Annotated in this window: 12 protein-coding genes; 5 read left to right on the top strand and 7 right to left on the bottom strand. The window is 74.0% G+C overall.

The genetic code is table 11. From position 1 onward, the window contains the following. The first annotated feature begins 26 nt into the window (after positions 1-26). Together IH80_RS0111590 and IH80_RS0111585 are read left to right on the top strand one after the other, a co-directional pair. Entirely contained in the window at positions 27-554 is a 528-nt protein-coding gene (locus IH80_RS0111590) for a flavoprotein (protein WP_030959824.1), read from the top strand. Between the two features lie 78 nt (positions 555-632). After that, on the top strand, positions 633-2000 hold the full coding sequence (locus IH80_RS0111585) for a pyridoxal phosphate-dependent decarboxylase family protein (RefSeq protein WP_030959823.1): 1368 nt from the start codon (positions 633-635) through the stop codon (positions 1998-2000). A gap of 58 nt (positions 2001-2058) precedes the next feature. On the opposite strand, the gene IH80_RS0111580 is transcribed toward IH80_RS0111585, so the two are convergent. Then, on the bottom strand, positions 2059-2412 hold the full coding sequence (locus IH80_RS0111580; RefSeq protein WP_030959821.1) for a hypothetical protein: 354 nt from the start codon (positions 2410-2412) through the stop codon (positions 2059-2061). 326 nt (positions 2413-2738) lie between these two features. On the opposite strand from IH80_RS0111580, the gene IH80_RS0111575 reads away from it, so the two are divergent. Beyond that, the gene (locus IH80_RS0111575) at positions 2739-4841 is read left to right on the top strand and encodes a SpoIIE family protein phosphatase (RefSeq protein WP_051809123.1); all 2103 of its coding nucleotides are present in this window, start codon (positions 2739-2741) and stop codon (positions 4839-4841) included. An 18-nt stretch (positions 4842-4859) separates the two neighbouring features. Here the strand turns inward: IH80_RS0111575 and IH80_RS40745 are convergent, their stop codons facing one another. The 3 genes from IH80_RS40745 to IH80_RS0111560 all read right to left on the bottom strand — a co-directional run bounded on the left by IH80_RS40745 (position 4860) and on the right by IH80_RS0111560 (position 10645). After that, complete coding sequence (locus IH80_RS40745) at positions 4860-5858, bottom strand: RNA ligase family protein (RefSeq protein ID WP_051809121.1); 999 nt, start codon at positions 5856-5858, stop codon at positions 4860-4862. Between the two features lie 59 nt (positions 5859-5917). After that, positions 5918-8551: a SpoIIE family protein phosphatase gene (locus IH80_RS0111565; RefSeq protein ID WP_324609404.1), complete on the bottom strand. Its 2634-nt coding sequence runs from the start codon at positions 8549-8551 to the stop codon at positions 5918-5920. Between the two features lie 183 nt (positions 8552-8734). Continuing rightward, positions 8735-10645 carry a VanW family protein gene (locus IH80_RS0111560; protein WP_078906448.1) on the bottom strand — a complete coding sequence of 637 codons (1911 nt, stop codon included), beginning with the start codon at positions 10643-10645 and terminating at the stop codon, positions 8735-8737. Between the two features lie 357 nt (positions 10646-11002). Here IH80_RS0111560 and IH80_RS0111555 point away from each other — a divergent pair, with 357 nt between their 5' ends. Together IH80_RS0111555 and IH80_RS0111550 are read left to right on the top strand one after the other, a co-directional pair. Continuing rightward, positions 11003-12886, top strand: coding sequence for a serine/threonine protein kinase (locus tag IH80_RS0111555; protein WP_030959809.1), 1884 nt, complete (start codon positions 11003-11005; stop codon positions 12884-12886). 98 nt (positions 12887-12984) lie between these two features. Continuing rightward, the gene (locus tag IH80_RS0111550; protein WP_234432206.1) at positions 12985-13491 is read left to right on the top strand and encodes a hypothetical protein; all 507 of its coding nucleotides are present in this window, start codon (positions 12985-12987) and stop codon (positions 13489-13491) included. A 63-nt stretch (positions 13492-13554) separates the two neighbouring features. Here IH80_RS0111550 and IH80_RS0111545 read toward each other — a convergent pair whose 3' ends face one another. From IH80_RS0111545 to IH80_RS0111535, 3 genes are all read right to left on the bottom strand, one after another. Further along, positions 13555-14028 (bottom strand): hypothetical protein, encoded by a 474-nt coding sequence (locus IH80_RS0111545; RefSeq protein WP_037879622.1) that lies wholly within the window; start codon positions 14026-14028, stop codon positions 13555-13557. A gap of 245 nt (positions 14029-14273) precedes the next feature. After that, a complete protein-coding gene (locus tag IH80_RS0111540; protein ID WP_030959803.1) occupies positions 14274-15596 on the bottom strand; it encodes a M1 family metallopeptidase in 1323 nt (440 codons plus the stop codon). Between the two features lie 95 nt (positions 15597-15691). After that, positions 15692-19678, bottom strand: a complete 3987-nt coding sequence (locus tag IH80_RS0111535) for a Pls/PosA family non-ribosomal peptide synthetase (protein ID WP_030959802.1) — start codon at positions 19676-19678, stop codon at positions 15692-15694. Between the last annotated feature and the right edge of the window lie 106 nt (positions 19679-19784).

Raw genomic sequence — 19784 nt, 5'->3', positions numbered from 1 at the left:
GTCAAGCGATATGATCATAATGCGGCATGACCACGAAGACCCTCTACCTGCTCTGCTCCGCCGCCCCACCCGTGTTCGACGTCGCCCATGTCATCGAAGACGCACAGGCCCGCGGCTGGAACGTGTGCCTCGGGCTCACCCCCACCGCCGCGCACTGGCTCGCCGGGAGCCTCGACGGGCTCGCCGCCCTCACCGGCCACCCCGTGCTCTGGCAGTACCCGCTCCCCGGCGAGCCGGAGCAGTGGCCGGCCGCCGACGCGATCCTCTACGCCCCCGCCACCTTCAACACGGTCAACGCCTGGGCCCTCGGCCTCACCGACCGGCTGACCGTCGGCCTCGCCGCCGAAGCCCTCGGCAACGGCACTCCCATCACCGCCATCTCCTGCACCAACAGCGCGCTCGCCGCACATCCCCAGTACGACATCTCCCTCGCCACCCTGCGCAACGCCGGGGTCCGGCTCCTCCCGCACGACAACACCCCCACCGAAGCCCCGGCCCCCTTCCCCTGGGCCACGGCCCTGGCCGCCCTCGACCCCGCCCCCGCCCAGCACTGAGCGCGTGAGCCGCCGAGGGGGAAGGAGTGCACGGACCGCGGCTTGCGCGGCGGCGGCTCCTGTCCCATAGTCCGAGGTATGGACGCGCGCGAGGCCGCGCTCCGGCGGGCGCACGACCATGCCGTCCGGTGGCTCGCGAGCCTGACCGAACGGCGGGTTCCCGCACGCGCTTCGGTCGAGGAGATCGTGCGCGCGCTCGGTACCGAACTGCCCGACGCCCCCGGCAGCCCGGCCGATGTCGTCGACCTGCTGGCCACGGCGTGCGAGCCGGGACTGACCGCCTTCCCGAGCGGCCGCTTCTACGGGTTCGTGGTCGGTGGTACGGAGCCTGCAGCGCTGGCCGCGGACTGGCTGGTCAGCGCCTGGGACCAGAACTCCGTGATGCGGGCCGCCTCGCCCGCGTACGCGGCGGCGGAAGAGGTCGCCGGCGCGTGGCTGCTCGATCTGCTCGGTCTGCCCGACGACAGCGCCGTCGGCTTCACCACCGGTGCCACGATGGCGAACTTCACCTGCCTCGCCGCCGCGCGCGACGAACTGCTGCGCCGCACCGGCTGGAACGCCGGCCGGGACGGGCTCGTCGGCGGTCCGCCCGTACGGGCCGTCGCCGGCGAGGACCGCCACATGGCGGTGGACCTGGCGCTGCGTTACCTGGGGCTCGGCGCCCCGGCCCTGGTGGAGGCGGACGGTCAGGGACGCATGGTGCCGGAGGATCTGCGGCGCGTCCTGGCGGCGGGCGGAGCGGGCCCGGCCATCGTGGTCCTCCAGGCCGGGGACATCCATTCCGGCGCCTTCGACCCCTTCCCCGAGGTGGTCCGCGCCGCCCGCGAGGCGGGCGCGTGGGTGCACGTCGACGGGGCCTTCGGGCTGTGGGCGGCCGCCTCGCCGCGCCATGCGCACCTCACGGCGGGCTGCGCCGACGCCGACTCGTGGGCCACGGACGCCCACAAGACCCTGAACGTGCCCTATGACTGCGGTCTCGCCGTCGTACGCGACCCGTCGGCGCTGCGGGCCGCGATGGGCCAGCGGGGTGACTACCTCATCCAGCACGAACACGGGGACCCCGTGGACAAGGTTCCCGAACTCTCCCGGCGCGGCAGGGCCTTCACGGTGTGGGCGGCGCTCAGGTCCCTCGGCCGCTCCGGGGTGGCCGACCTCGTCGACCGGCTGTGCCGGCACGCCCGCGCGTTCGCCGACGGCATCGCCGGGATCGAGGGCGCCCGGGTCCTCAACGAGGTGGTGTTCACCCAGGTGTGTGCGGAGTTCGGCGACGACGAACGCACCGAGCGGGTACTCACCCGGCTCCTCGACGACGGTACGACGTGGATCAGCGGCTCCACCTGGCACGGCCGGCGCGTCATGCGCATCTCGGTGAGCAACTGGTCCACGGACGAGGACGACGTGGCGCGCGCACTGGCCGCGATCCGCCGGGCCGCCACCGGCCCCTGAACTCCGGCTGCCCGCCCCCTCCGTCGCGCCCCTCGTCCCGCTGTCGTCGCCGGTGGCGTCAGTGGACGACGCTGAAGCTGCGCCAGGGGTTGGTCCTGGGGGCCGTTACGTCCGACAGAGTCGTCGCCACGTAGATCCCGTTGTTCGGATCGTTCGTCTGCTTGCAGTCGAAGTTCTGGTACAGGATGACGTCGACGAGGGTGTTGTTCTCGACGTGGGTGGCCCCGTCCGGGATGGCGATCCGGTGGCAGCCCGTGACGAGGCTGTTGGAGTAGGTGATCTCGACCGGCGAGTCGTGGCCGCGGAAGCTGAGCTGGCCGACGGTGGTCCGACCCAGACCCGAGCAAGCGGTGGCGCCGAGCAGCAGCGCTGCGGCCCCCGCGGTGATGCCGATACGTCGCCTGTGGGACATGGTGCGGTCCTCGTCTGTGCGGTGGTGTCGGTCCTTGCCCACAGCGTGGCCCGGGGTGTCGCGCGTGGCCTGCTGTGCTCCGCCGACCGGATGAACGGCGGGTGCGGGCCGGTCGCCCGCACCCCCCGACGCCGCATCGCGGGAGCCGGGTCCCGGTACGGCGGCCGGGGGGCGCCGCCGGTCGCTCGGAGCGAGGATGAAGGTGATGAAGGGGATGGAGCGCAGCCGCGGACCGTACCGGGCGAGCGGCTGGCGGACACTGCGCCGGGAGACCGGGCGTGCCGGGCGCCGCGGCGCCCGGCACGCCCGGAAGGAGCGGGTGCGCTATGCATGAGGAGATGCCGCTCGAGGACCTGATCAGCGGGGCGGCCCAGGACGCCGGCGGGTGGCTGGGCGCCCTGCCGGTGGCGCTCGTGGCCACCAGCGGCGAGGGTACGATCGTGCGGTGGAACCACGGGGCGCAGGAGCTGCTGGGCTACGACCCGCCCCAGGTTCTCGGACGGCACATCGCCGATCTCCTCCATCCCGGCGCCGACCGCAGCCTGGGCCGGTCCCTGTGGGAGACCGCCGCCACCGGCCGCGGGGTGATGGGCACGGTGACCGCCTGGCACCGCAACGGCCACCCGCTGGAGCTGGAGATCTGGGCGTGCCCCGTACCCGACCGGCGGCACGGCGCCTCGGCCGTGCTGGTGTTCGCGGCGGACGCGCACGCGGCGCGCCGGATCCGCGGGTCCTCGGCGGTGTGGGACGGCCTGTTCGCCCGCTCGCCCGTGGGGATCGCCGTACTCGACACGCAGCTGCGGTTCCTCCAGGTCAATCCGGCACTGGAGGGGATGAACGGGCTGACGGAGTCCGCCCACGTGGGCCGGCGGCTCGCCGAGGTGCTGCCGGAGGTGAACGCGGGCGAGATGGAGGAGGCCATGCGCCAGGTCCTGACGACCGGCGAGCCGGTCCTCGACCGCAGGCGCACCGGCCGGACCCCCGCGGACCCGGACCACGACCACGTGTGGGCGTGCTCGTACGTACGGGTCGAGGACCCGGCCGGCCGGCCGATCGGCGTGATCGCCTCCCTGCTCGACATCACCTCGCAGCAGCGCGACCACACCGAGGCCGAGGCCGGGCGCCGCCGGCTCGCCCTGCTCACCGAGGCCAGCTCCCGGATCGGCGCCAGCCTCGACCTGGAACGCACCGCGCAGGAGCTGGCCGACCTGGCCGTCCCGCACCTCGCCAGTGCCGTCACCGTCGACGTGCTGGACTCGCTGGCGAGCGGCAACGAGCCGGGCATGGGTCTGACCGGGGGTGTGGGGCTGCGCCGTCTGGGCAAGGCCCCGCTGACGGGCTCCGCGGTCACGCAGATCCTCGCCCCGCTGGGCCGGACCCTCACCTTCCCCTCGACCGCGCCGTACACCCAGGCGCTCGCGGCCCGCCAGCCCTTCCTGATCGCCCACCTCGACTCCATGACGGTGGCCTCGGCCTCCCGGCACACCCCGAAGCCGGCACAGCTCGTCGAGACGGGCGTGCACTCGTTCATGATGGTCCCGCTGGTCGCGCGTGGTCTCGTCCTCGGCGTGGCCTCCTTCTACCGCACGAGGCCCTTCGAGCCCTTCGGTTCCGACGACGTCACCCTCGCCGGAGAACTCGCCGCCCGGGCCGCCATCAGCATCGACAACGCGCGTCTCTACCACCACGAGCACGAGACCGCCGTCGTGCTGCAGCGCAGCATGCTGCCGCAGCACGTCACCCCGCCGCCGGGCATCGAGATCGCCCACCGCTACCTGCCGGCCAGCGACGTCAACGAGGTCGGCGGGGACTGGTACGACGTCGTCCCCCTCGCCGGCGGGAGGGCCGGCCTGCTCATGGGGGACGTGATGGGGCACGGCATCGCGGCCGCCGCGGTGATGGGGCGCCTCTCCGCGACCGTCCGTGCCCTGGCGCGCCTCGACATGCCGCCCACGGCGCTGCTCCACCAGCTGGAGGCGACCCTCGCCGACCTCGCGGAGCCAATGCTCGCCACGTTCCTGTACGTGGTCTGCGACCCGGCGACCGGCCGCTGCACGATCACCCGGGCCGGTCACCCGCCGCCGGCCGTGGCCGAGCCCGACGGCACCGTCTACCTGGTCAAGACCCCGCCCGGGGCCCCGCTGGGCGTCGGCGGGGTCACCTTCACCACCACCGACCTCACGCTCCCGGCGGGCAGTCTGCTGGTCCTCTACACGGACGGCCTGATCGAGGCCCGCAACCGCGACATCGACGAGCGGCTTGCCGAGCTGACCGGCCTGCTCACGGAGCCCCTCCAGCCGCTCGACCACCTGTGCGACTCACTGATCGCCCACCTCGTCCCGGCGTCCGCCGACGATGACATCGCCCTCCTGACCGCCCGTATCGGCATGAACCACCCGAGGGGTACGTACCACCCGAACGGCCGGTGAGTCCCGCGGGCCGGGACCTCAGGCGCGGCGGTCGGCGGCGTCGAAGCGGGCCAGGCCGAGGGCTCCGGCGTGGAGGGAGTCCTCCAGGGCCCGCCGGGTGGCGCCGTCCAGGCCGCCGAGCTCGAGGGCGACCTCTTCGGCGGCGTCGCGCGCGATCTCGGCGGCCACGTCCGCGGGCGCGGTACGGGGTCCCAGCTTGCTGACGGCCGACGCGGCGCGGGCCGGCGTGAGCAGGCCGGTACCGTGGGCGAGCAGCCAGCCGGGGACTCCGGCGGCGCCTTCGGCGGGTGCTTGGTAGGGGCGCGCGCCGTCGAACCGTCCGTCCTCGGCGAAGGCGGGCTGCTTGACCTTGGCCATCGGCCGGGCCGGCCCGCGCGACTCCCCCGCGGGCTTGACGACCAGGCCCTCCGCCAGGTTGTCCGGCAGGGCCGGCAGACCGAGCAGGCCCGGCAGCCGGGTCGGGAAGAGCACCGGCAGTTCCTGGAGCCGGGCGAGCGGGCCCTCGGCCAGCAGCGGCACGCAGAGCAGCCCTGCGGACGCCGCCGCGGCGCGCAGGGTGCGGTCGCCGACCCAGTGCGGGCCGTCCTCGCCGGTGACGGTGGCGTCGAAGGGCAGCCAGATCAGACCGGGGGCGTACCAGACGCCGGTCTGCACGGCCGCCGCGTCCGGCACCGCGGGTACGTCGGGGTGGGGGTAGCGGCCGCCGGCCAGTTCGCCGTACAGGGTCACGACCGCCGAGGGCGCGGCGCCCGCCGCCTCCCTCAGGCTCCGCGCGCAGCGGGTCGCCGCGACCGCCAGGGCGGGCCAGATCCGGCCGACGCCGAAGAAGTCGTCGAGTCCGTCGTCGCCGAGCAGCTCGCGCCGTTTGGCGGGGTGCGCGCCGGCCGTGTCGCACACGACGGCGAAGTTGGCGCCGTGGACCTTCTCGTGGGCCACCCAGGTCCGGCCGCGGGCCTCTCCCAGCCGCGTGTTCGCGGGGATCTTCGGGTAGGGGGACCATTCGGGTTCACGGTGCACCGGGCGATGGTAGCGATCACGGCCGGCGCCGGTCAGGTCCTTTTCCCCGGCGGGCGCCGTCAGAGGGGGTCCACGTCGAGGAAGGCGGAGAGGACGGCCTCCCCGCCGCCCGGGGTGCCCGGCAGGGCCAGTTCCGCCCAGATGACCTTGCCCTCGGGGGTGTAGCGGGTGCCCCAGTGCTCGCTGAGCTGCGCGACCAGGAACAGGCCGCGCCCTCCCTCGTCCGTCGTGGCGGCGTAGCGCAGGTGGGGGGCCGTACTGCTGCCGTCCCAGACCTCGCAGGTGAGGTTGTGGTCGCGGAGCAGCCGTACCCGCACCGGCCCGCTCCCGTGCCGCAGGGCGTTCGTGATCAGCTCGCTGAGGATCAGTTCCGCAGCGAAGTCGAGTTCCGTCAGGTCCCATTCGTCGAGCTTCTTGGCGGCGACGCTGCGCATGGCTCCGACCGCGCTCGGCTCGAAGGCCACGTCCCACTGGGCGACCCGGTCGGGGCCGAGGGTCCTGGTGCGGGCGATGAGCAGGGCCACGTCGTCGGTGGGCCGGGCGGGGAGCAGCATGTCGAGGACGGCCCGGCAGCTGTCGTGGGGGTCCCGGTCGGGGTGGCTGAGCGCCGCCCGGAGCAGTTCCAGCCCCTCGCTGATGTCCCGGGTCCGTTCCTCCACCAGGCCGTCGGTGTAGAGGACCAGCTGGCTGCCCTCGGCCAGATCCAGTTCCGCGGTCTCGAAGGGCATGCCGCCCAGGCCCAGCGGGGGGCCCGCGGGCAGCTCGACGATCTGCGTGGTGCCGTCGGGGGCGACGAGGAGCGGGGGCAGGTGCCCCGCCCTGGCCATCGTGCAGCGCTGGGACACCGGGTCGTAGACGGCGTACAGGCAGGTGGCGCCGAGTACGCCGCCGTCCGCGTCCTCGGCGTCCCCGTCGTGGTCGTGGTCGATGCGCTGTACGAGGTCGTCCAGGCGGGCGAGGATCTCGTCGGGCGGCAGGTCGAGGGAGGAGAAGTTGTGCACCGCGGTGCGCAGCCGCCCCATGGTGGCGGCGGCGTGCAGGCCGTGGCCGACGACGTCGCCGACGACCAGGGCGACCCGGCTGCCGGGCAGCGGGATCACGTCGAACCAGTCGCCGCCGACGCCGGACTGGGCGGGCAGGTAGAAGTGCGCGACGTCCATGGCGCTCTGTTCGGGCAGGGCGCGCGGCAGCAGGCTGCGCTGGAGGGTCACGGCGAGGGCGTGTTCGCGGGTGTAGCGGCGGGCGTTGTCCATGCTGACGGCCGCACGGGCGACGAGTTCCTCGGCGAGGGACAGCTCGTCCTCGTCGAAGGGCTCCTGCTTCTGCGACCGCCAGAAGTTGACCACGCCGAGGACGACGCCCCGGGCCATCAGGGGGGCCGCGATGAGCGAGTGGATGCCGTAGTCGACGATGGCGCGGGCCCGCGGCGGGTCCTGGGCCTGCCAGCCGGGGGCGTCGGACAGGTCGGGTACCAGTTCCGCCCGCCCCGTGCCGTAGCCGCGGGCCTGCGGGGTGGACGGCAGGAAGTCGATCAGCCGGCCGACGGGGTAGAGGGGGTGGTCGGAGCGGATGCCGCTGATGGCGGTGCGCCGCATGTCGGCGCCCGGGGCGGGCTCGTCGCCGTCGATGACCTGGTCGGCGAGGTCGACGGTGACGAAGTCCGCGAAGCGGGGTACGGCGACGGCGGCGAGCTCCTCGGCCGTGCGGACCACGTCGAGGGTGGTACCGATGTCGCCGCCCGCGTCGTACAGCAGTTTGAGGCGCCTGCGGGCCGTCTCGGCCCGGGCGGTCAGGATCTGCATCTCGGTGGAGTCGCGGATGGTGACCGCCGCGCCCTCGGGCCGGCCCCGCGGGTGGGTGGGCCGCTGGTTGACGACGAGCAGCCGGTCGCCGGAGCCGATCACCTCGTCGGTGGCCTCGCGGCCGGAGAGCAGCAGGTCGGCCATCCGGCGCTCCAGGCCGGGCACGTCGCCGATGTGGCGGCCCTCGGCGTCGTCGGGCAGGCCGAGGAGGCGTTTCGCCTCGTCGTTGGCCAGCAGGAGCTGGCCGTCGCCGTCGGTGATCAGGACCCCTTCGCGGACGGCGTGGAGCACCGCGTCGTGGTGCTCGTACATGCGGGTCATCTCCTGCGTGCCGAGGCCGTGGGTCTGGCGGCGCAGGCGTCTGCTGATCAGCCAGGTGCCGACGGTGGCCAGGGCCAGGCCCGTGGCGATGGCCAGGAGGATCACCGGGAGCTGGCGGTCGAGGGCGCCGGTGACGTTCTCGACGGTCAGGCCGGCGGACACCAGGGCGACGACCTCGCCGTCGGGGTCCTTGACGGGGACCACCGCCTGGATCTCCTTGCCGAGGGGGCCCTCGACGCTCTCGGTGTGGACCTTGCCCTGCAGCGAGGGCTCGATGGTTCCGACGAACCGTTTCCCGATGCGGTCGGGCTGGGGATGGCTGTAGCGGATGCCGTTGGTGTCCATCACCACGATGAAGTCGACCCCGGCGGCCTTGCGCGTCTGCTCGGCCAGGGGCTGCAGGACCGCGGAGGGGTCGGACGTCTTCAGCGCGGGCTGGAGGCCCAGCTGGTGCGCGAAGGTCTCGGCGACGGCCACCGAGCGGTTGCGCGCCTCGCGGTCGATGTCGTGCCGCGACTGGAGCACCAGGGCCAGCAGGGCCCCGGCGGCGAGCAGGACCACGATCGCCACCTGGAGGACGAATACCTGGCCGGCGACGCTTCTGAATCGGTTGCCTAGAGGTGACCGCACCGACGTGCCCGGCACGGGTGGCAAGGAATGGTCACGAACCCAGTTGTAGCACTTCCGGGCCTCCATGGCTCCCGGCATGCACAATGCGCGCCGGGAGTGTCACACCTCGTCCCGCACTGTCCCTCAGGACGAGCGGGGTGCGGCGGCGGCGCCGGCGCCGTCGGCGGGGGCTCCGGCAGGGGCGGGCGCGGCCTGCGCCGTCCGGGCGGTCCCGGGGGCCGCCGGACTCGCCGGCGCCACGGGCGCCGTCGGGGCCGGGGTCGCCGTCGGGGCCGGGGTCGCCGTCGGGGCCGGGGTCGCGCCTCCCTCGGGGGCCTCCGAGGTACAGACGACCTCGTCGCGCGGGGTGTAGTGGGTCTTGAACTCCTCGTTGCGCACTTCCTTGCCGCCCTGGACGAAGACGCGGCCGACCGTCACGTCGAAGCCTTCGAGCGGGGTCTGGACCTCGCAGGTCGGCCCGCTGCCGGTGCGCTTCGCGGGCGGTGTGACGTTGGTGCGCGGCCCCTTGGTCGCACGTATCTCGTCGTACTTCCTGGTGCCGAGGAGAGTGATGGTCAGCGAGGTGTTGGTGGATTCGGCCTGTACGTAGACGGCATGCCCGGAGTCGTTGATCCAGCGCAGGTCGAGGGTGCCCCAGGCGACGGTGGCCTCGCGGCCCTCGGGATAGCGCTCGATGTAGAAGGAGTGGGCACCGTGCTCGACCGGCTTGAGGCCGGCGAAGAAGACCGCGTTGTACATGGTCGTGGCGACCGCGGAGACGCCGCCGCCGGGCGACTTCACGTACTGACCGTCATTGATCATGATCCCGTCGACGAATCCGTTCTCCTTGGTGCGCTCACCGACCGTGCGGTTGAAGCTCCACTCCCGTCCCGGCAGGACCACGGAGCCGTTGATGAGCTCCACGGCGCGGCCGATGTTGGTGCTGCGGTACGGGGCGGCCGGGAACTCGACGGTGAAGGAGGAGATCTTCTCCTTGATGCCGATCCGTCGCGCCTCCTCGCTCGTGAGCTCCGGCTGGACGGCCACGGTGGCGACCTCGCCGCTGCGGGCGGCGCCCGTGCGGGTCAGCAGCGGCAGCACGGCCTTGCCGAGCGCCTCCTCGGTCACCTTGCGTCCCGCACGGCTCTGCTGGGCCATGACCACGGTGCCGTCGGGGCCGACACGGGGGGCGGCGTCGAGCGCGGGACGGCTGACCTCCTCGACGGGACGGGCCACGGCGGGCTCGGCCAGCAGGCCTTTGGAGTCGAGGGCGGGTACGAGACGGCCCTGGGCGTCGGGCCGCATCTTCAGGTGCTCGCCCAGCACGGCGGGTGTGATGGACACGCTCTTCCCGGCGACGGTGAGCGCGACGGGCCCGGACATGGCGGGCTGGGCGAACTGCTTCAGGGCCCGTCCGGTCTCCTCGGCGCCTACGGCCGGCTCGGTGCGCTCGACGGGCAGCACGACCGGGGCGGTGTCCGTCCGCAGGTATGCGTCACGGAGCGTGTCGAGGGCCCGGTCCCGGACGAGGGTGACCCCCGTGAGGGGGGCGACGGCCTTGGCCGCGCCCTTCTCGAAGGCGATGGCGCCGTCCCGGGGTGCGCGGGCGGTGGTCCCGGCGATGCGGTCAACTGCGGCCCGGCCCTTCTGCTCGTCGGCACGGACCACGGGTTCGACGTCGCGCCGGTCGGAGGCGAAGAGGCCGCCGATGACGGTGACGGGGTCGTAGCCCCTGCGCACGGCGCGGTCGACGGTCGCGGCGGTGTCCAGCGAGAGCCCGAGCGTCGCGGGATCGGCCTTCTCCACGTGGTCGCCGATCTTCATGGCCACGGGTGCGGCGGCGGTGGGACCGAGCTCCCGGTCCAGTACCCGCCGGGCCTGCGCGACGGGCAGGCCGCCGATGTCCACACCGCGCACGCGCGTGCCCTGGTCGACGTCGCCGCCGGCCACGAGTCCGGTGACGTAGAGGCCGCCCAGCCCGAGGACGACGGCTCCGCCCGCCACCATCGGCAGGGCCATCCGCCGGTTGCCCGTCCAGCCGCGCACGCGTCCCATGTCACTCCCAGTGGCGCCGACCGTCCCCGGGCGGCGCGGGCCGCTCATGCGGCACATAGACGACAGATCCGGGATTCATGATTCCCCCAAAAGGGGCAATTGAGGGATGAATGTAACGGTTCTCACGATCCGGGGCCGGCCCGTACGCGGGCGGCGGCCGCCGCGCCGAGGTGTCCATGGCCGTGGGCCCGCGCAGGGCGGCGGGGCGGCGGCACCCCTCCCTCCCGGAAGATCGGCCGCCGGGCCGGACGACGGGGGCGCACGGCATCAACTCGCTTGCCTACCAGGCGCGTTGCCCGTACGGGATCATCGGGATACCTTTCTGGAAAATGTTTCAGTTCGAGCGGGGCGGGCGACGTGTTGGAGCTGACGGGGAGCGGGGCCGAGCCTCTGGAGGCGGAGGATCCGCGCCGGATCGGACCGATCCCGCTGGCGGGCCGGCTCGGCGCCGGCGGCATGGGACGGGTGTACCTCGGCGTCCTGGAGGGCCGGTACGTCGCCGTCAAACAGCTGCTGGCCTCCGTCGTCGGCGAGGACCAGGACTTCCTGCGCCGCTTCGGGCACGAGCTGGACAATCTCGCGCGGCTGCCCGCCGACGCGACCGCGGCGCTGATCGCCGGAGACCGCACGGCAAGGCCTCCGTGGTTCGCCACCGCGTACGTCCCCGGTCTCACGCTGCGGGAGGCCGTCTCCCTGCACGGCGGCCCGCTGCCGACGGACGCGCTGTGGCTGCTGCTGCGGGAGGCGGCCGCCGGCCTGGCCGCGGTGCACGCGCTGGACATGGTGCACCGCGACCTCAAGCCCTCGAACGTCATGCTGACCCTGGACGGGCTGACCCTCATCGACTTCGGCGTCGCACGGGCCGCCGAACAGAGCCGGCTGACCAGGACCGGCATGGTCGTGGGCACTCCCGCCTACATGGCCCCCGAACAGGCCTCGGGCAAGCGCGACCCGAGCGGCGCCACCGACGTGTTCGCGCTGGGTTCGGTACTCGCGTACGCGGCGTGCGGCCGGCCGCCCTTCGGGGAGGAGTCGGGGCACGGCGTGCTGTACCGCATCGTCCACGAGGAGCCCGGTCTGGAGCCGTTGCGGGACCTGGACCCGGAGCTCGCCGAGCTCGTCGCGGCCTGCCTCGCCAAGGATCCGGACGACCGCCCCACGGCGACGCAGCTCCTCGCCCACGCCTCCCGGAAGGGCCCGTTCACCCAGCCCCTGTGGCCGCCGGCCGTCGACGAGCGCCTCACCGAACGGGCCGCCTTCGCCGCGGACGTGCAGGACGTGGACGTACCCACGCTCCCGCTCGGCGGCGGACGGCCCGACCCCGGGGAGCAGGAGGAGCCCGCGCAGGAGCCGGCGAAGGAGCCGGAGGCACCCGGGCCCGCGCCCGCCGCCGGGTCCCACCCGGACGGCTCCGAGGAACGTGCGCCGCGTGAGCGGCGCCGCCGTACCCGGGTCCTCCTCGCGGTCCTTCCCGTCGTCGTGGTCTCGGGCGGTACCACGCTCGCCATCCAGTACCTGCCGCACCTCTCCTCGCCGCGCGCCGAGGCGCAGAACACCCCGGCGGCCCCGGTGACGGCCCCCGCGGACCCGACGGCGGCGGCCGCCGGGAGCCCCTCCGGCACGGCGCCGCCCGCGCAGCCGTCGGCACAGGACCCGGGTCAGGCACAGGGCGCCACGGGCGGCGCCCCCGGCTCGGCGGTCGGCGGCGCAGGAGGGGGACCCGGCCCGGGCACCGTTGCGGGCGGCGGCGCCCAGCCCGGCTCGGGCGGCGCGGGGAGCCCGGCGAACGCGGGCGGGAACGGCGGCGGCTCACGCCCGTCCGCCGGGGGGACGTCCACGGCGCCCACCACGGCCCCCGCCCAGCCGCCCTCGGTGCCCGCGTCCGGCACCCACCGCTACCGCAACGGCAACAACAGCAAGTGCATCACCCAGGTCTTCGGGGCCTCCGACTTCGGCGACTGCGCCGACGGGTCCGCCCGCTGGACCGTGCGGAGCCGGCCGGACGGGAGCTTCAGGCTGGTCAACCAGCAGAGCGGAAGCTGCCTCTACTCCAACGGGCTCGGCCAGGCCGTCTTCGTCGGCGACTGCGCCCAGGACATCGGACGGGTCTGGCGCACGGGTCCGGGCGGCAGCCTCCGCAGCGACCTCGGCGGCGGCTGCCTCGACCTCGGCATGAGCAGCGGCCTGGTCACGAAGACGTGCGGTGGTGAGGCGTCGCAGCGCTGGACGCAGCAGAGCTGAGGGCTGTCCCGACGCGCCCGTGACCGGTCGCTCGTCAAGATCGGCACCATGGCAGACTGGGCCGTCCACACAGGCGAACCGGGACGGAGGACACCATCGTGCGACGGCAACGAGGGCGCGCAGCCCTGGCCTCCCTGGTGCCGGTGGCCTTGATGACGGCGACGGCCACCGGCTGCGGCACCGCGCTGCAGGACCTCGGCCCGCTGCCCCCGCGCTTCTCGGGTCCTGCCCTGCCCGCCGACGCGGTGGTGTCGGAGATGACGTCGGTCCTGGCCGCGGAGGGCATCACGGTGGCCAGGCAGCCCTCGGACGGCCCGGGCCGGTGCAGCGAACGGCTGATGGGCCGGCACGCCCCGGAGACAGCGGGCTCCGCCCTCGAGGCGGCCTTCGCACGCGCCCGCTCCGAACACGGCTGGCAGGCAGGACCCGACCTGGGCGGCGGAACGCTGACCCTCACCAAGGGCAACTGGACCGTCCTGGCGAGCCGCCCGGCCCAGGAGGCCGCGCAGGGCGTCCAGGCTCCGGTGGTGATGTCCCTGACCTGCCTGGATCCGGGGAGCTCCACCGCCCCGCCGACGTCGGCTCCGGCCCCGGAGTCCCCCTGAACCCCGTAGCGCCGAGCCTGCCGGAGCGCGTGTCGCGCTCCGGCAGGCAGCGGGAAGGAAAGGTCAGAAGGCCCGCAGGAGGTACTTGGTGCGGAAGCCGCCGCTGGTCGAACAGTCGAGCGTGCTCTGCGTACTGGTGTAGGTGAAGCCGGAGGGTACGGTGCACGCCCACAGGCCGGTCTGGGGCGTGCGCAGCAGGTACTTGGTGCGGAAGCCGCCACCGGTCGAGCAGTCGAGCGTGTTCTGGGTGGAGGAGTAGGTGAACCCGTCGGACACGGTGCAGGCCCACAGCCCGTCGGAGGGCGGCTGGACGAAGTAGTAGGTGCGGAAGCCGCTGCCCCCGCAGGACAGCGTGTTCTGGGTCGAGGAATAGGTGTAGCCGGGCGGCACGGTGCAGGACCAGAAGCCGGCGGCGGCCGCAGCCGGTGACCCGGCCGCGGGTGAGGCGGACGCGGTGGCGGGGACGAGGGCGGTGGCCAGCATGACGGCCGCACTGCCGCCACCGAGCAGCAGCGTACGCAGTTTCGATCGGATCACGGGATGCACTCCTGGCTCGTTGTTCACCGGACGGAACCATGGCGTGGGAGGTGCCGGGGAGGTGCCGGGATCTGCTCCGTTCCGGTACCTCCGCGGGGCGCGCGCTGGAATGCTGGCAGCCGCATAGTCCCCCGGCAAGAGCGGCCCCCGCCCTACCCGCCCACTTCCGGCCGCTGCGGGCAGGGCTCCGACCTGCGCGATCACCAAGGAGAGGTGGACGTGCAGGAGAGCAACCCGTCCGGAAACTACACGGGCAGGGGTGGCAGGGCTGTCTCGTACAGCCAGGCCGAATACAGGTCGTCCAGCGGATCGGCCGTGTAGCGGGCGGCATGGGCCGTGAACGCTGCGGTGCTCACGACCCCGTGGCGGTGCACGGTGGCCCAGTCACGCAGCATGCGGAAGAAGTCCTCCTCCCCCAGCGCGCGGCGGAGGGCGTGCACGGCGAGGCCGCCGCGCTGGTACAGGCGGTCGTCGAACATCAGTTTCCGGCCGGGGTCGACCAGGCGCAGGTCCTGCGGCCGCGCGGTCAGCGACCGGTGCGCGGCGGCCGCCTGCTCGTGGGCGGTCCGGCCGCCGGAACGCTCCGACCAGAGCCATTCGGAGTACTTCGCGAAGCCCTCGTTGAGCCAGATGTGGCGCCAGTCGGCGATGGTCACGCTGTTGCCGAACCACTGGTGCGCGAGCTCGTGGGCGATCAGGCGCTCCGACCCGCGTACGCCGTCGACGTGGTTGGCCCCGAAGAGGGAGAGGCCCTGCGCCTCCACCGGCACGTCGAGCTCCTCGTCGGCGACGACGACAGCGTATTCACCGAAGGGATACGGCCCGAAGAGCTCCTCGAAGAGCTGCATCATGGCGGGCTGCCGGGCGAAGTCCCGGGCGAAGCGCGACAGCAGGTGGGCGGGCACGTGGGCGCTCTGCGTCACGCCGCCGAGCCCGGGGTCGCCCAGCAGCACGGTCTGGTACATGCCGATGGACAGGCCGACCAGATAGCTGGAGGTCGGCGCGGGCTGCTCGTAGACCCAGGTGGTGGTGCTGGCCCTGGTGGTCCTGGTGAGCAGCCGGCCGCCGGCCACGACCGTGTAGGCGGACGGCGTGTTGACGGAGATCTGGTACGAGGCCTTGTCGGCGGGGCGGTCGTTGCACGGGTACCAGGAGGGGGCCCCGACCGGCTGGCTGGCCACGAGCGCGCCGTCGGTCAGTTCCTCCCAGCCGAGGCCGCCCCAGGGGCTGCGCACCGGCTTGGGGTTGCCCGACCAGGTCACGTCGACGGTGAAGGCGGCCCCGGCGGGCAGTGGCTTCGCCGGCCGGATGCGCAGCCTGCCGCCGCGGTGGGTGTACTGCGGGGCCCGCCCGTTGACCAGGACACGGCCTATCTTGAAATCGGCCAGGTTGAGGTGGAACTCGGTGAGGGGGGCCCGTCCGGCAATCGCGCTGAGGCGGCCGGTCCCGGCCAGCCGGTTCGGGCCGGGACGGTAGTCCAGGGCGATCTCGTACCGGTGCACGCGGTAACGGGCGTCGCCGTTGGCCGGAAAGTACGGGTCCGATACCGCTGTGGTCTGGCCGCTCACTGCCGCTTCCGCTCCCTGCGCCGTGCTCGTACGACGTGCTGGTGTGCCCCTGCCGTGCCCGCTGCCGCTTCCGTCCCGGCCGGCGCCACCGCCCCTCAGGACCGCCACGCCTCGATCGGGTTGCCCAGCCAGCGGGTGTCGGCGGGCACGGACTCCCCAGCCATCACGAGGGAGGCGGGGCCCAGGGTGCTGCGCGCCCCGACCGTGCTCCCGGGCAGGACGATTCCGCCCGGGCCCAGGGTGGCGCCCTCACGGAGGATCACAGTATCCGTCCTCAAGATCCGGTCGTGGAAGAGGTGCGTCTGCAACACACAGCCGCGGTTCACGCTGACGCCGTCGCCCAGCGTGACCAGGTCGGTCTCCGGCAGCCAGTAGCTCTCGCACCACACGCCGCGGCCGATGCGGGCACCGAGCCCGCGCAGCCACAGGGCCATCAGCGGAGTCCCGGGCACCGATCCGGCCAGCCAGGGCACGGCCAGGACCTCGACGAAGGTGTCGGCGAGTTCGTTGCGCCATACGAAGCCGCTCCACAGCGGGTGCTCGCCGGGCCGGTGCCGGCCCACCAGGACCCACTTCGCGGTGACCGCGACACAGCACGCGGCCGCACCGGCGGCCAGCAGGACCGCTCCGGACAGCAGTGCGGTGCCCCAGACGCCCAGACCGCTCCACGCGGTCAGCGCGCACAGGGCCGCCACGGTCAGCACGGCCAGGGCCGCCGAGCAGAAGACGGGGACGAGCCGGCACAGCTCCACCAGGCCGCGCGCCCACAGCAGGCGTGCGGGCGGGTCGTAGGTCCGGCTCCGGTCGGCGTCGGCGCTGGACCGGGGCAGCTTGACCGGTGGCAGGCCCAGGTACGAGCTGCCCTTCTTGGCCTTCTTCGGCGCGGCCGACAGGACGCCGACCAGCCCGTCGTCGGGCACGGTGCGGCCCGGTGCGGCCATGCCGGAGTTGCCGAGGAAGGCCCTGCGGCCGATCGCGGAGTGTCCGATGCGCACCCAGCCGCCGCCCAGCTCGAAGGGAGCGGTCAGGGTGTCGTCGGCGAGGAAGGCGCCTTCGCCCACGGTGGTCAGGCTCGGCAGCGCCAGTACGGTGGACACCTCGGCCCCCCGGCCGATCTTCATGCCGAGCAGCCGCAGCCAGACCGGGGTGATCAGCCCGGCGTAGAGCGGGAAGAGGGTCTCCCGGGCCCGGTCCATCAGCTGGGTGACCGTCCAGGCCTGCCAGCCGGTGCGGCTGTGCGTCGGATGGTTGCCGGCCCGCAGGCCGAGGCTCAGCAGGCGTACGGCGGCCAGCAGGAGCAGCGCGTAGGCGAGGCCGAAGGCGAGGGCCGCGGGCACCACGGCGACCAGTGCTCCGCGCAGGGCCCCGCCGAGCCCGGCGTCCGCGGGGACGAACCGGCTCAGCACGAGCAGGGCGGGCACGGTGGCGAGGACGGGCAGCATCGTGAGGCCGAAGCCGGTGGTGCCGTACATGGCCCGCCAGTGGACCGCGCGCGGGGGGCGTTCCTCGGGCCAGTTCCGCTTGGCCCTGCCGAGTTTGACGGCGGGGGCGCCGGCCCAGCGCTGGCCGGTCGGGACGGTCCCGACCACGGCGGAGCCGGGGGCCACCTCGGCCCGCTTGCCGATCCGTGCCCCGGGGAAGAGCATGCTGCGGGTGCCGACGACCGCTCCCGCGCCGATCCTGACGGGGCCGATCTCCAGCTGGTCGCCGTCCAGCCAGTGCCCGGACAGGTCGACCTCGGACTCGACGGCGCAGCCGCGGCCGAGCTTGAGCATGCCGGTGACGGGGGGCAGTGCGTGCAGGTCGACCTCGGGGCCGACCTTGGCGCCGAGGGCCCGGGCGTAGCGTTCGAGCCAGGAGCCGGTCAGGGAGGTGGCGCCCGCGTATTCGGCCAGCCGCTCGGCGGTCCAGAGCCTGAGGTGGACGCTGCCGCCCCGGGCGTGCCGTCCGGGTTTCACCCCGCGCAGGAGCAGGCGCGCGCCGCCGGCGGCGATGGCCAGGCGCCCCGGGGGGCTGAAGAGCAGGACGGCTCCGGCGGCGACGAGCCACCAGGAGGCGGTCGGCGCCCAGGGGTAGGGCCCGAACCGGTGCAGTACGTTGCCCAGGGCCAGGAGGGCGACCGTCCAGCGCAGGCCGAGCACGGTGAGCAGCGGGAGCAGCAGGAGCGCGTGGAGGGCCTGGGAGCGGAGGGGAACGGGCGCCACGGGGCGGGACGCGCCGCCGTCCGGTGCGGACTTCTCCAGACGGCGGGCCAGCTTGCGCAGGGTGGGCTGCTGGTAGATGTCGAGGACGGCGGCGCTCGGGTAGCGGGTGCGCAGCCGGGTGGTGAGCTGCGCGGCGGCGATGCTGTTGCCGCCGATCGCGAAGAAGTCGTCGGAGGCGCTGGTGACGGCCGCGCCGAGGGTTTCGCGCCACTGCTCGGCGAGCCAGGCCTCGGTGCCGTGGAGTTCTTCCGCGGGACCGGTGGTCTCCAGGTCGGGCAGCGGCCAGGGCAGGGCGTCGCGGTCCACCTTGCCGGAGGTGCGGGTGGGCAGCTCGGCGACGGGTGCGAGGAGCGGTACGAGGGCCGCGGGCAGCTCGGCGCGCAGGCGTTCGACGGCTGCCGCGCGGTCCCAGCCGTCCTGGGTGACCAGGTAGCCGACGAGCAGCTGGTTGCCGCTGCGCGCGGTGCGGACGGCGGCTGCGGCGCCCGCCACGTGGGGCAGGGCCTGGAGGGCGGCGTCGACCTCGCCGAGTTCGATGCGGCGGCCGCCGAGTTTGATCTGCTCGTCGGCGCGGCCGAGGAAGACGAGCCCTTCCGGTTCCGCGCGGACGAGGTCGCCGCTGCGGTAGGCCCGCTGCCAGCCGAGGGACGGGAGGGGGGCGTACTTCTCGGCGTCCTTCGCGGGGTCGAGGTAGCGGGCCAGGCCGACGCCGCCGATGACGAGTTCGCCGCTGCCGCCCATCGGGACCGGGTCTCCGGCTCCGTCGACGACGGCGAGTTCCCAGCCGTTCAGCGGGAGGCCGATGCGGATGGGTTCCTCGCCGGTCAGGAGTGCGGCGCAGGCCACGACGGTGGCTTCGGTGGGGCCGTAGGTGTTCCAGACCTCGCGGCCCTCGGTGACCAGGCGCTGGGTCAGTTCGGGCGGGCAGGCCTCGCCGCCGAAGATGAGCAGCCGGACCTCCCCGAGGGCCTCGGGCTCCCAGAGTGCGGCCAGGGTCGGGACCGTGGAGACCACGGTGATCTCCTGTTCCACCAGCCAGGGGCCGAGGTCGGCGCCGCTGCGGACCTGGCTGCGCGGAACGGGCACCAGGCACGCTCCGTACCGCCAGGCCAGCCACATCTCCTCGCAGGAGGCGTCGAAGGCGACGGACAGGCCGGCCATGACCCGGTCGCCGGGCCCGATCGGCTCCTCGGCGAGGAAGAGCGCGGCCTCGGCGTCGACGAAGGCGGCGGCACTGCGGTGGGTGACGGCGACGCCCTTGGGCCTGCCCGTGGAGCCGGAGGTGAAGATGATCCACGCGTCGTCCTCGGGGCCGGGACGCGCGGAGCGGTCACCACCGCCGGGGCCGGACGTACCGGTGACGCCGCCGGCGCCGCCAGCGTCGATGGCGTCGACGAGGTCCACGGGGTCGATGCGCAGGCCGCCGCCCACGACCGCCCGTACTCCGGCCTCGCCGAAGACCAGGTCGGCCCGTTCGTCGGGGTCCTCCGCGTCGACGGGCACGTACGCGGCGCCGGCCGCGAGGACGGCCAGGATCGCCACGTACAGCTCGTTGGTTCCGGACGGGACGCGGACGCCGACCCGGTGCCCGGCTGCGACCCCGGCGGCGGCGAGGGCGCGGCGGCCGCGGTCGACCTCGGCGGCCAGGGCGCGGTAGGTGAGTCGGGTGGTGCCGTCGTCGAGGGCCGGCTCGTCGGGGTAAGCCCGTACGGACTCCTCGAGGATGTCGAGGAGGGTGCGGGGCCGGGCGGCGGGTCCGGCGCGGAAACGGGCGGCTTTGCCGGTCTCCTCGTGCGTCCCTGTTCCTCCGTCCGGGGCGCCGCGGGTGCCGCGGTCGTCGAGAAGAGCGACTTCAGTGCGATCGGGTGTGGCTGGCATCGGCCCTCGCGTGTCGTTCCGGCAATTGGTCCGGTTCATCGGTGGAGACCGGATTCACCCTGTTTGTCCCGGTCTGTAGCCGAACAACCCACCAGCCTAGTGCGAG

Origin of the sequence: Streptomyces sp. NRRL S-378, from assembly GCF_000720645.1 — a bacterium.
In the GTDB taxonomy this organism is placed as follows: Bacteria; Actinomycetota; Actinomycetes; order Streptomycetales; family Streptomycetaceae; genus Streptomyces.
The sequence above is the reverse complement of the archived record's forward strand: the minus strand, read 5'-3'. Positions and strand labels throughout refer to the sequence as shown.